The sequence below is a fragment of the Limnohabitans sp. 2KL-51 genome, assembly GCF_003063645.1.
Classification (GTDB): Bacteria; Pseudomonadota; Gammaproteobacteria; order Burkholderiales; family Burkholderiaceae_C; genus Limnohabitans_A.
In genome coordinates this window covers 46,971-58,441 of record NZ_NESJ01000023.1, presented here as the reverse complement: position 1 = coordinate 58,441, position 11,471 = coordinate 46,971, and the positions used below count along the sequence as shown (strand labels likewise).

The window sequence follows — 11,471 nt, the reverse complement described above, 5'->3', positions numbered from 1 at the left end:
TTTGCACGCTGTGTTGCTTGTCGTCCAACAGTCTGCCACTGGGCCCCAAGGCTTCTTGCGCGGCGCTCAGGCTGGCCCAGTGACCGCGCTGACGCTGGGTCACGGCTTGCCGTGCTGAGGCCAGGTCCAGCCCGGGCAACACGGCCGAAAGCACTTCGGCGGAGGCGGTGTTCAGGTTCACGGGCGTGGCCTCGGGCAGCAAGGTGATGTGCGCCTGCAAAGCGGCCAACGTGCTGGGGCTCAGGCCCAGCCAGACCAGTTGTGCCGTTTGCTGAGGCAGCAAGGCTGCTGGGCCCGGGCTGTTGGCGCCCGGGCTTGTGCTGGTTTGGTTGACCCTGCTGGCCTTCAAGCTGGCTTGCAGCTGCTGAGATAGGGTTTGCAGTTCGTCCAGCGGCAGGCCCAGGCGCTGGAACAAGGCGGCAAAGCGGGCCAGCGCGGGGGCAGAAATTTGCCCGTCCTGGAGCAGGTTCATCACGTTCATGCGCGATTGCGCGTCGTTGATCTGGCCCGACAAAAAGACCTCGGCATCGCCCTCGCGCCACTGCTGGTCTTGCGACAGGAAGGTCGACAGTTTGGATTCCTGCACCGGCAAGGCCCAAGGTTCACCCAGATGGTCGGCGGCGGCACCTTGCGCCGAAATCGCGTCTTCGCGCAGGATCAGCCGCGTCCAGTCGAGTGCCCCCGTCATCATCCAGGAGGTCTGGCTGCGCCCGCGCTCGGCGATCTCGATTTCGACTTGCCGCCATTGCTGCCACAGCGCGGCGCTGGCCAGCGTGGCCACCAGGGCCACGGTGAGCATGGCGGTGAGCAAGGCCGCACCGCACTGGCGTGTCATAGGGCGTATCACTGGGTGCATTGCGGCGCGCATCACGATGGCGCTCCCGACAAGGTGGGGCGCACCCAATCCAGGGTGAGCGTGCCCGAGCCAGCGGGGCCGGGGGGCAGGGTCAGCACCAGCCGCACGCCGTCGGGGGTGGTGGCGCTGGCATTTGCATTTGCGTTGGGGTTGTCGGTTGTGCTTGAGGTAACGGCGGCGCTCGATAAAGGATTGGTCCAGCTGCCACCCCGGTGCACAAACAGCTGCCAGCCCGACAAGGGGTGAATCTGGATCTGGCCGGCGCGTGTGCTGTCGTTGGCCGTCTGGCCCCATTGCCCGGCCAGCGCCCAAGCGCTTTGCCAGTCCTGGCGCTGGCTCAAGGGCGGTGATTGCCAGCGCTGCCAGTCGCCACCACCGGGCCTGCCCGGGTCGCTGCGCCAAGTCCAGGCCACCACGCGCACGCTGGCGGGCACGGGCGCGGCCTGACGGTTTGTCCCGCTGAGGTTGGTGTTGGGGCTATTGCTGGCCAGGGGGGCGTCGGCGGTGCGCCGCGTCAGGCGCAGCACCTGGCCGTTCCAGTCCCAGCTCGGCGTGCCGGGCAGTTCGGCCAATTGGTCCAGGTCGGTTTGCCATTGGGCCAGGCCTGCTTGCAGGCCGCGGATCTCGTCGGAGCGGCTTTGCAGACTGCTCTGGCTGCGCAGCATGCCGTCCAGCCCGCGCCAGGCCATCAGGCTCATCAGGGCCATCACGCTGATGGCCACCAGCACCTCGATCAGGGTGAAGCCACGCGCGTTCTTCATCAGTTGCGCCCCATCACGGTGGACACCTGCAGCACGTAGGCGCCCTGTTCCAGTACCCGCGCATCGACGCGCCTGAAATTGGGGTTGGGCGTGGGCCGCACCGACAACTCGACCTGGAGCAAGCGCCCGGCCTGCGTGCATTCGACGCTGGTGTTGCCCGTGTCCGGCAGTTGCCTGCGCAAGCGCAGCGCGATGAGTTGGTTGTCGGCGCAGATCTGGCCCAGCATGCTCACGGTCTGGCGCTCGGCGTTGCGACTGAGCGAGCCGGTGGCCTGCAGGCCGGCCATGAGCGCTATGGCGGTGATGCCCAGGGCGACCAGCACCTCGATCAGGGTGAAACCACGCTGCAAGATGGATTCCGGCACGGGGGCCGGGATGACAAGATGGGGGATAGGTTTTTGTGTGCGTTCGGTGCTGGGTCCCCACAGACGGTCATCCCGGACTTGATCCGGGATCCATCTCTTGGAACCCTGAGACCTCGCATGTGATGAAGGTCCTTCAGGTGGCATGCCGAATACCCTCACGGCCCCACCCATACGGCGGTGTTTTGGACCTTGAACGGCCGCAGCCCATCGGTGACCACCCACAGCGTCTGAGTCGGTGCCACGGCGCTGGACACCGCCACGGCCTGGGGCTCGATCAGGGGTTCCGGCCCCAGGGTGATGGCGCTGCCGGCGCGTGCGCGGGTGGTCTCACTCAACCAGTTTTGCGGCAGGCCAGGCGGAGGCAGGCCTTCAAACACAAAGCTTTGCAAGGGTTTGCTTGAGTTGTCTTGTGTGCGCCAGACCACCGGCAACCCGTTGGCGCGGGCCTGGACCCGACCGGTTTCCAGCAGAACGGCCAGGCGTTCGGCGTCGCGCTGCAGGGCGCTTTGGGCGCTGTCTCGCAGCGACAGGCTCACGCCTGCGGTGGCCACGGCGATCAAGGCCACCACCACCAGCAGCTCCAGCAGCGTGAAGCCCTGGGGCAGGGCGCTTGGGCGTTTACTGCCAGCTGCCGAGGTCGGCATTGTTGCCCTCACCACCGGCCTGTCCGTCAGCGCCAAAGGACAGCACATCTACCTCGCCCTTGATGCCGGGGTTCAGGTATTGGTAAGGACGGCCCCAAGGGTCGCTGGGCAGTTTGTCCAGATAAGGCTTCCAGTTGCCGGGCACGGGCTCGGTGGTGGGCTTTAGGATGAGGGCGTTCAGGCCCTGTTCGGTGCTGGGAAAGCGCTGGTTGTCCAGTTTGTAGAGCTTGAGGGCTTGCATCAGGTTGCCCACATCGGTGCGGGCGGCGGTGATGCGGGCGTCGTCAGCGCGGCCCAGCACGTTGGGCACGATGAGGGCGGCTAACACGCCAATGATGGCCAACACGACCATCAGCTCGATCAGGGTGAAGCCGCGTTGGCGGGCAGGCGCAGGGCGAGCCGCAGCCGCGACAGCGCAAGGGTGGGGGAGTGGGGCGTGGTCTTGCATGTCTTCAATCATAATCCGGCCATGTTACAAATTTCCCCCATCGCACGAAGTGCCAATCTTTGGCCGGGTGTTTCGGCCGCTGTGGTTGGCTGTGCGGCCGCCGCCAGCGTGGTGTTTTGGGTGCTGAATTTCCCCGTCGGCAGTGCGGTGCAGGGCTTGCCTTCGGTGCAAAGCTCAGCCCCAGTCGTGACCGATTCATCCGCCTCGCATTTGGCCCGAGCCTGGGGTGTTCAAGCGGCCTTGCCCGAGGTGAGCATCGCCCAATCCTCGCGCTTTGTGCTGTGGGGTGTGGTGTCTGGGGCTTCTGGCCGGGGCAGCGCCCTGATCGCGGTGGATGGTCAACCGCCTCGGCCTTTTCGGGTGGGGCAGACCGTGACGGATGGCGTGGTGTTGCAAAGCCTGGGGCCCAAGCAGGCACAGTTGGGTGCCAGCGCGCAAGGCGCGGCTCTTTTTTCGCTCAGCTTGCCTGGCGCAGACAAAGCGCCCTGAAGACCCTGTCGCGCTGCATTGTCAGGCGCGCAAAAACAAACGGTACACGGGGTTGTCGGTCTCTTCAGCATACGGATAACCCAGCGCCTGCAAAAACTTGTCAAACGCTTTGTCTTCTTTGGCGGGAACCTGCAAGCCCACCAAAATGCGACCGTAGTCGGCACCCTGGTTGCGGTAATGGAACAAAGAGATGTTCCAGCCCGGGCGCATCAGGCTCAAGAATTTGAGCAAGGCACCGGGACGCTCGGGGAATTCAAAGCGCAGCAGGCGTTCGTCCTGCGACAGCGCAGAGTGCCCGCCCACCATGTGCCGGATGTGCTCTTTGGCCAGTTCGTCGTGCGACAGGTCAATCGCCTGGAACTGGTGCTTGTTGAACTTGGCGGTGATCTTGCTGCTTTCGCCCTTGCCGTGTGTGCTCAGGCCCAGAAAGACGTGGGCTTTGTCCGAGTCGCTCATGCGGTAGTTGAACTCGGTCACGTTGCGCGGACCGCCGGGCAAGCTGCCGATCAGCTCCAAAAAGCGCTTGAAGCTGCCGCGCTCTTCAGGAATGGTGACCGCGAACAAGGCTTCTTTTTCTTCGCCCACGTCAGCGCGCTCGGCCACAAAGCGCAGGCGGTCAAAGTTCATGTTGGCGCCGCACAAGATGGCCGCAAAGGTCTGGCCCTTGCATTTGTGCGCGGCCACGTATTGCTTGATGGCCGCCACGGCCAGCGCACCTGCGGGTTCGACGATGGAGCGGGTGTCTACAAACACGTCCTTGATGGCGGCGCACACCGCGTCGGTGTCCACCGTCATGTAGGCGTCCACCAAGTTGCTGGCCACGCGGAAGGTTTCTTCGCCCACCAACTTGACGGCCGTGCCGTCCGAGAACAGGCCCACATCGGACAAAGTCACGCGCTGCTGCGCGGCCACCGACTGGATCATGGCATCCGAGTCGTTCATCTGCACGCCAATCACCTTGACGCCTGGACGTACCGCCTTGATGTAGTTGGCCACGCCGCTGATCAGACCACCGCCGCCAATGGCCACAAACACCGCATCCAGCGGCCCTTGGTGTTGGCTCAGCATTTCCATGGCAATCGTGCCCTGGCCCGCGATCACGTCCGGGTCGTCAAAGGGGTGCACAAAGGTCAGGCCCTGCTTTTTCTGAAGCGCCACCGAGTGGTTGTAGGCATCTGAATAGCTGTCGCCAAACAACACCACCTCGCCCCCAAAGCCTTTGACCGCATCGATCTTGACCTGAGGCGTGGTGGTGGGCATGACGATCACGGCGCGGGTGCCCAGCTTGCTGGCGCTCAGCGCCACGCCTTGTGCGTGGTTGCCAGCCGAGGCGCAGATCACGCCTTTTTTGAGCTGCTCAGGGCTCAGGTGCGCCATCTTGTTGTAAGCCCCGCGCAGCTTGAAGCTGTGCACTGGTTGCTGATCTTCACGCTTCAACAGCACGTGGTTGCCCAAACGACGCGACAGGTTTTTGGCCGTTTCCAAGGCGGACTCGGTCGCCACGTCATAGACCTTGGCATTCAGGATTTTGATCAGGTAATCGGCGGGTTTGAGGTGTGGGGAGGTCATTTTTTACGTTCAGAGTTGGGTGTGAACCCAGCAGTCCATTCACCCGGTGTGGGTTTTGAGTTTTTGTGTGGTCGCAATCAGTTCAGGCAGCAGGCTGGAGATTTCAGCGATGGCGCTTTCTTCGATGTCCCAATAGCCTTCGTATTCAGCCAAATTACGCTTTTGGTGTGCTGCATCCAGAACGCGCCATTTGTGGGGAGGCCAGCCCAATGTATGGGCTAAACATTGAAAAACCGTGAAACGGTTTTCACTGCGATAACCGTGCCAGCGCAAAGCGGCCAATGCGGCTGCATGTGCTGCGCTGTAAGCACTGGTGAAACGGCCTTCATTGGATAAATCAACAATCTGTGCATCGGCCAAACGCGACTGCGCCATTTTTAGCAAACGATCAAATTCCAGTGCGTCAAAGGGCTCACTTTTAAGTTGCCCGATCCGTAGCAAATTGCCCAAGGCCTCATGACTCATTGGCTGACTCCAGCAAATCCAGCGTGTGCTTTTGGAGCACCTTGCTCACAAAGGAGCTGGCATCGGCTTGACGTGTCGTGAACTCTTGCAGGGTGAAGCAAACTGGATTGATTTTTCGTCCCAGTTCGGACTCCAGCAATTGAACGCATTGGAGGACCTCGGACAACAGCAGCCCTTCACCGACCAGCATCACGTCAATGTCGCTGGTGGCTGTGTCTGTCTGTTGAGCAACCGAGCCATAAATGAAGGCTTTGTGCAGTTTTTTTTGCACCGGTTCCAGGGCTTGGCTAAGAAGGGCTTGCAGGCCCACGGTTTTGCGTGTCAGTGACACCAACTCTTTGAAGACTGGGCTTTGGGAGTTGGCTTGAAACATCCTCAAGTTACCAACCCGTTCTGCACGAACCACCCCCGACTCGGTCAATTGCTTAAGCTCTTGTTGCAGGGATGCACTGCCCAGCTGCGTAAGGCGAAGCAATTCGTTCAAGTGAAAAGACCGTTCAGGCAGGCCAAATAGCCACCGGAAAAGGCGGGATCGGCGATCTGTGAACAGGGCATTGGCCAATGACATGCTCTGAATTTAGCATGATCAAGCCAAAAAATAGCACGATCAAAACAAAAAAATGCCCCAAGTCTTGCGACTTGGGGCAAATCCACCTTTTCAGAGGGTGGAGGAGACAACCGGTGCATGCAAAAAAGCACGCCTGTTCGTAATTGTACGGGTGTTTTTGTTGCGTTGCAGCAAGTTGAGTGTCTCGAAGTGCAAAAACTTGTAAAGTTGATCACCACCAAAACCACTCAAAATCCCTGCGTTCAGCGCGGATGACACACAAGGAAACAAAATGGAATGCACAGTCACCTGGACCGGCGCTGCCGGCACCCGCTCCGGCATGGGCTTTGTGGCCGAAACCGGCTCGGGCCACATCGTCAACATGGACGGCGCGCCTGACGCGGCCAAGCCCGAAAACGGTGGGCAAAACCTCGCTCCAAGGCCCATGGAAATGCTGTTGGCCGGCACCGGCGGTTGCACGGCTTATGACGTGGTGCTGATCTTGAAGCGCGGCCGTCAAGACGTGCGCGGCTGCAGCGTCAAGATCAGCAGCGAACGTGCCGAGGTGGACCCCAAAGTATTCACCAAGATCAACATGCACTTCACCGTCACCGCCAAAGGCGTTGCCGCCAGCGCTGTCGAGCGGGCCATTGCCATGAGCCACGACAAATACTGCTCGGCCAGCATCATGCTGGGCAAAACGGCGGAGATCACGACCAGTTTTGAGGTGGTGGAGGTGAACGGTTGACCTTTGAGCCGGCTGGGTAAATGCCCTGCTGAGACCCTGAGTACCCGTGGGCGGGTACCAAGTCAGCTCAAACCCGGTGCGCCACCGTGGTCATCACCTTGGCGGCGGCTTGCATCAAGGCCTTGACTGTGGCGGGCAGTTCCACCGCACCGGCTTTCATGGCCATCTGGGCGTGGGCCATTTCATCGGCTTTCATCTGCGCCACGATGGCGCGAGAAGCGCTGTCGGCGGCGGGCAGCAAATCCATGTGGCTTTGCAGGTGCGCCTCCACCTGGCGCTCGGTCTCCACCACAAAGCCCAGACTCACCTGGTCGCCGCCCAGCTTGCCAGAGGCGTAACCGATGGCAAACGCACCGGCATACCAAAGCGGGTTCAGCAGTGAAGGCCGGTCGTTCAACTCGTCCAGGCGCTGCTTCGTCCAGGCCAGGTGGTCGGTCTCTTCGCGGCTGGCCTCGGCCAATTGAGCGCGCAGTGCAGGGCTTTGGCAGGCCAGGGCCTGGCCGGTGTATAGCGCCTGGGCACAGACCTCGCCCACATGGTTGATTCGCATCAGCGCGCCCGCTTGGCGCTGTTCGGCAGGGTTGAGCTCAAGCGCGGCCACAGAGGCCGCCGGGTTGGGGCGACTGGCGCGCGGCTCGGCCCAAAGGGTGCGAAGGGCGCTGTCCATGGCCAAAATCAAGGCATTGCTCATGGGCCAAGTGTAAACAATCGATCCGTTCGGGCTGAAAAACGCCAACGTGCCCGTGATTGGATCTAGGTTACTGAATTTGTAACTGGTAACGATTTTGTATCGAAATGGGTCCAAAGTCATTGTCGTAATTGATGAAAATGCAGTTTTGGGGGTCTGGCGAGGGTAAGTACGGGGGTTGTTGCATGCTTGCAACGAAAAGAACTTTTCTTGGACGAATGTCTTGGCGAACACACAGTCGTCTGGTGGAATACAGATAACTTCCTGATGTGGAGGTTGGCTCAGGGTTTCGATGGGTGAACACCATCCTTCTGATTCGGGCCCTTGTTTAACCTTGGAGAAACTTGCAATGAAAAAATCTCTGATTGCCCTGGCTGTTTTGGCAGCTTCTGGCACCTCTTTCGCTCAATCTTCCGTGACCGTCTGGGGTATCGTCGACGCCGCCGTATCTCGTGGCAATGGCGATGTGAACTCGGTTACCCGTTTGGTTGGTTCCGGCATCAGCTCTTCGCAGCTCGGTTTCCGCGGTACTGAAGACCTCGGCGGCGGCATGAAAGCCAACTTTTGGTTGGAAGCCGGCCTGCAAAACGACAACGGTGCTGGTGGTGGTACAACCACCAACAACCAGGCATCTGGTGCAGGCACCGCCAGCACAGCCCTCGGTTCGCAAGGTCTGACATTCAACCGCCGTTCTACAGTCTCCTTGTCTGGCGGTTTCGGTGAAATCCGTCTGGGCCGTGACTACACGCCTCATTTCTGGAACTGGACTGTTTACGATCCGTTCGGCACCAACGGCGTGGGCACAAACCGCGCCATGCTGAGCAGCGTTGCATTGGGCGGCACCACCGGTGGCACCACAGGTACATCTGTGCGCGCTTCCAACAGCGTGACCTATTTGTTCAACCACGGTGCCAACGCCACTTATGCTTCTGGCAACCAAGGTCTGCACGCAGCCGTTCAGATGTACTACGGTGAAAACCTCTCCAACTCTGCAACCAACAAAGACGGTGACGGCTCCGGTATCCGCGTGGGTTACAACGCTGGTCCTTTGTCTGTTGCTGTGGGCACCGGTCAAACCAAGTTTGCCGCTGGCAACTTGAAGATGACCAACTTCGGTGGCGCTTATGACATGGGCGTGGCCCGTCTGATCGGCCAGATCACCCGTGACCAGCTGGGCACCGTCAAGGGTGACGGCATGTTGGTGGGCGTGACAGCGCCTATGGGCGCTGGCTTGGTTCGTGCTTCGTACTCCACCTACGAAAACAAGGCAACTACTGCTGAGACCAAGCAAATGGCTGTAGGTTATGTCCACAACCTGAGCAAGCGTACACGTGCTTACGTGACCTACGCTAGCGTCGACAACTCCAATGGCGCAAATGCTGCCTTGGGTGGTGCAACTGGCGTGGCCAACAAGGGCTCTACCGGTTTCGACATCGGTATGACTCACGCCTTCTGATCCCCGGCTGGCTTAGGCCAGCTGAGTTTTCGAAGTCAAAAAACCCACCGTGGCAACACGGTGGGTTTTTTTTGGTTGTGCTTCGCTGCCTGCCGACAACCCCATGACGGCGGCAGAGTTGAACACGCGGGTCAACGACTGTTAGGGTGTGCGCAAACCGGCAGCCCAACGCAGTCCTGAACAAATTTAAAATCAAAACCATCGTCGATGTGTTGAAAATCCCTGAAAACTCGATTGCAGGTCACCTGAATTGGGGCACGTTCACGCTGCGCGATGTGGTCACCAAAAGCGGTGCCAGCCCTTTTGGCGATGACACGGTCAAGTACCGCGGCTCCAGCAACGACGCCGCCCTGAATGCGGCCGTGCTGCGCTTCAAAGCGGACCCGCAAGCCAGCGCCAGGTTTGGCTTGGGTCAATCAGGGCACCAAGCCCACGCCTGTGGGCATCGCCGCACGCTGCGCGCCCTTGCGGCCTGCGCAAGCTTCTGAGTGCCGGCATCAAGCGGCCTACACCCCACAGCCTTTGGCCACCCGTATCGCTCCGCGCTGATCGAGGACGATATTTGCAGCGGCTGTCGCAAGCCGCTGCAAGCCGAGTCACTGGTGCGCAATTCCCGCCTTTTGAATCACCTCAGTCCAGCGTTTGATGTCTGAATCGAGTAACTGGGCCAGTTGCCCAGGGGTGCTGGATTGGGCTTGCACGTTGAAACCTGCCAGGCGTTGCACCATGGCAGGATCGGCCAGGACTTTGGCCACTTCGGCGCTCAGACGATCGACCATGTTTTTTGGGGTTTTGCTGGGCGCGGCCAGTGCGTTCCAGGACGACACATTGAAGTTGCTCAGGCCGGGCAGCTCGCGCACCACCGGCACTTGGGGCTGGTCTTTGGGGCGGTTGGCGCCCATCACGCCCAGCAGCCGCACAGCCTTGGCGTTGATCTGGGGTTTAAGCGGGCCCAAAATTTCCACCACCGCATCGATCTGGCCGCCGCGCAATGCATTGATGACCGCAGGCGTGCCGTTGTAGGGAATGATTTGCGCGATCAGGTTGGCCTGGGTGCGCAGCAGCTCGGCGGCCAGGTGTTGGGTGCTGCCGATGTTGATGGTGCCAATATTGAGCTGGCCTGGGTTGGCGCGGCCAAAGCCGATCAGCTCGGCCAGGCTTTTGTGCGGTGATGACTCTGGCACCACGATGGCGATGTCAAACAGCCCCAGCAGGGACACGGGCGCAAAGTCTGTGCGGGGGTTGAAGGGCAGGGCCTTGAACAGGCCCGCACTCACGGCCGTGCCGTTGGACATGAGCAAAAGGGTGTGGCCATCGGGCTCGGCCTTGGCCACCAGCTCTGCCGCCACGATACCGCCTGCGCCGGGTCGGTTGTCAATGACGACGGGTTGGCCCAGGTTGACGGAAAGTTGCTGCGCCACGGCCCGCGCCGTCAGGTCGGCCACGCCCCCCGCACCAAAAGGCACAACGATGCGCAGGGGTTTGGAGGGGAAAGCGGCCTGTGCCCAGGCGGCGCCAATAAACCCTGAAGTCAAAAGGGCAGCGTGCATCACGAGGCGGCGGCTTAACATGGGCACACTCCAAAAAAAGTTTGAGACAGGATGATAAAACCAAGCACCCCAACGCTTCGTTTGGCGCTGTTCGCCAGTCTGTGCATCAGTCTGTGGTTGCCCGGCTGCGCCTTCTGGACGGACGAAGCGCCACAAGACAAGCCGCCACAAGTCTTGCGAAAGTTGCCCTTGCAGTTCAGTGCGCAGGACAAGTCACAGTGGCAAGCCATGCGCTTGCCGGGCAAGTTGCTCACGGCTTATCGGGTGGACACGCAAGGCCCGCGCGACGCCTTGCTGGCCGAGGCCGCCTCCTCGGCCAGCATGTTGAGACAGGCTTTGCACATTCCCCCAGAGCAATTGGGCGGATTGCAGTTTGACTGGCGAGTCGATCAGCTCATAGCGGGGGCTGACATGCGCCAGCGTGAGACCGAAGACTCCCCGGTGCGCCTGATACTGGTGTTCGAGGGCGATCGGCAGCGTTTTTCGGCGCAAAACAACCTGCTCAGCGAGTTGACCCTCAGCCTGACCGGCGAGCCACTGCCCTACGCGACGCTGATGTACGTTTGGTGCAACGACTGTCCGGCCGGCTCGGTGATCGTGAACCCAAGAACCGACCGCATCCGCAAGCTGGCGGTGGAGTCGGGTGCGGGGCGAGTGGGGCAATGGTTGAGTTACCGCCGCGACATTCGGGCTGACTTTGAAAAGGCCTTTGGCGAGCCGCCCGGGGCCTTGCTGGGGCTGGCCATCATGACCGACACCGACAACACCCGCAGCACCACACGCGCTTGGTATGGCGCGATCCGGCTGCAGTGAGCGCCCCAGTCCGGTGTGCGACAGCACATTTGGGGGAATTCCCTGCCCTTTCAGCGGGCCCAAATGTTGCAT

15 protein-coding genes are annotated in these 11,471 nt (G+C 60.9%); 5 read left to right on the top strand and 10 right to left on the bottom strand.

The annotated features are described in order from the left end of the window. The 5 genes from gspK to gspG all read right to left on the bottom strand — a co-directional run. Positions 1–835 (bottom strand): type II secretion system minor pseudopilin GspK (gene gspK, locus B9Z49_RS19145; RefSeq protein ID WP_108355047.1); only part of this gene is annotated, 835 nt, incomplete at its 3' end. 32 nt (positions 836–867) lie between these two features. Continuing rightward, complete coding sequence (locus B9Z49_RS19140) at positions 868–1,617, bottom strand: type II secretion system protein J (RefSeq protein ID WP_199225112.1); 750 nt, start codon at positions 1,615–1,617, stop codon at positions 868–870. Beyond that, positions 1,617–1,982, bottom strand: coding sequence for a type II secretion system minor pseudopilin GspI (gene gspI / locus B9Z49_RS19135; protein WP_108355040.1), 366 nt, complete (start codon positions 1,980–1,982; stop codon positions 1,617–1,619). Before gspI ends, B9Z49_RS19140 begins: the two co-directional genes overlap by 1 nt. Before the next feature lie 155 nt (positions 1,983–2,137). Further along, positions 2,138–2,626 (bottom strand): prepilin-type N-terminal cleavage/methylation domain-containing protein, encoded by a 489-nt coding sequence (locus tag B9Z49_RS19130; RefSeq protein ID WP_108355039.1) that lies wholly within the window; start codon positions 2,624–2,626, stop codon positions 2,138–2,140. Continuing rightward, the gene (gene gspG, locus B9Z49_RS19125) at positions 2,601–3,074 is read right to left on the bottom strand and encodes a type II secretion system major pseudopilin GspG (RefSeq protein ID WP_108355045.1); all 474 of its coding nucleotides are present in this window, start codon (positions 3,072–3,074) and stop codon (positions 2,601–2,603) included. Before gspG ends, B9Z49_RS19130 begins: the two co-directional genes overlap by 26 nt. Before the next feature lie 21 nt (positions 3,075–3,095). On the opposite strand from gspG, the gene B9Z49_RS19120 reads away from it, so the two are divergent. Then, positions 3,096–3,563 (top strand): general secretion pathway protein C, encoded by a 468-nt coding sequence (locus tag B9Z49_RS19120; RefSeq protein WP_108355038.1) that lies wholly within the window; start codon positions 3,096–3,098, stop codon positions 3,561–3,563. A gap of 21 nt (positions 3,564–3,584) precedes the next feature. Here the strand turns inward: B9Z49_RS19120 and ilvA are convergent, their stop codons facing one another. The 3 genes from ilvA to B9Z49_RS19105 are packed head-to-tail and all read right to left on the bottom strand — an operon-like array spanning position 3,585 to position 6,081. Then, positions 3,585–5,132 carry a threonine ammonia-lyase, biosynthetic gene (gene ilvA, locus B9Z49_RS19115; RefSeq protein WP_108355037.1) on the bottom strand — a complete coding sequence of 516 codons (1,548 nt, stop codon included), beginning with the start codon at positions 5,130–5,132 and terminating at the stop codon, positions 3,585–3,587. A gap of 39 nt (positions 5,133–5,171) precedes the next feature. Beyond that, a complete protein-coding gene (locus B9Z49_RS19110) occupies positions 5,172–5,597 on the bottom strand; it encodes a hypothetical protein (protein WP_108355036.1) in 426 nt (141 codons plus the stop codon). Beyond that, positions 5,587–6,081, bottom strand: coding sequence for a transcriptional regulator (locus tag B9Z49_RS19105; RefSeq protein ID WP_146188565.1), 495 nt, complete (start codon positions 6,079–6,081; stop codon positions 5,587–5,589). The genes B9Z49_RS19110 and B9Z49_RS19105 overlap by 11 nt, the downstream gene beginning before the upstream one ends. 355 nt (positions 6,082–6,436) lie before the next feature. On the opposite strand from B9Z49_RS19105, the gene B9Z49_RS19100 reads away from it, so the two are divergent. After that, complete coding sequence (locus tag B9Z49_RS19100) at positions 6,437–6,892, top strand: OsmC family protein (RefSeq protein WP_108355034.1); 456 nt, start codon at positions 6,437–6,439, stop codon at positions 6,890–6,892. Positions 6,893–6,959: 67 nt separating this feature from the next. Here B9Z49_RS19100 and coq7 read toward each other — a convergent pair whose 3' ends face one another. Beyond that, on the bottom strand, positions 6,960–7,583 hold the full coding sequence (coq7, locus tag B9Z49_RS19095) for a 2-polyprenyl-3-methyl-6-methoxy-1,4-benzoquinone monooxygenase (RefSeq protein WP_108355033.1): 624 nt from the start codon (positions 7,581–7,583) through the stop codon (positions 6,960–6,962). A 346-nt stretch (positions 7,584–7,929) separates the two neighbouring features. Here coq7 and B9Z49_RS19090 point away from each other — a divergent pair, with 346 nt between their 5' ends. Together B9Z49_RS19090 and B9Z49_RS22085 are read left to right on the top strand one after the other, a co-directional pair. Continuing rightward, positions 7,930–9,036, top strand: a complete 1,107-nt coding sequence (locus B9Z49_RS19090) for a porin (protein ID WP_108355032.1) — start codon at positions 7,930–7,932, stop codon at positions 9,034–9,036. Positions 9,037–9,248: 212 nt separating this feature from the next. Next, positions 9,249–9,524 carry a hypothetical protein gene (locus B9Z49_RS22085; protein WP_199225111.1) on the top strand — a complete coding sequence of 92 codons (276 nt, stop codon included), beginning with the start codon at positions 9,249–9,251 and terminating at the stop codon, positions 9,522–9,524. Positions 9,525–9,632: 108 nt separating this feature from the next. On the opposite strand, the gene B9Z49_RS19080 is transcribed toward B9Z49_RS22085, so the two are convergent. After that, positions 9,633–10,607 carry a tripartite tricarboxylate transporter substrate binding protein gene (locus B9Z49_RS19080; RefSeq protein WP_108355031.1) on the bottom strand — a complete coding sequence of 325 codons (975 nt, stop codon included), beginning with the start codon at positions 10,605–10,607 and terminating at the stop codon, positions 9,633–9,635. Between the two features lie 30 nt (positions 10,608–10,637). On the opposite strand from B9Z49_RS19080, the gene B9Z49_RS19075 reads away from it, so the two are divergent. Beyond that, positions 10,638–11,399, top strand: a complete 762-nt coding sequence (locus tag B9Z49_RS19075; RefSeq protein ID WP_199225110.1) for a DUF3047 domain-containing protein — start codon at positions 10,638–10,640, stop codon at positions 11,397–11,399. The last annotated feature ends 72 nt before the right edge of the window (positions 11,400–11,471 follow it).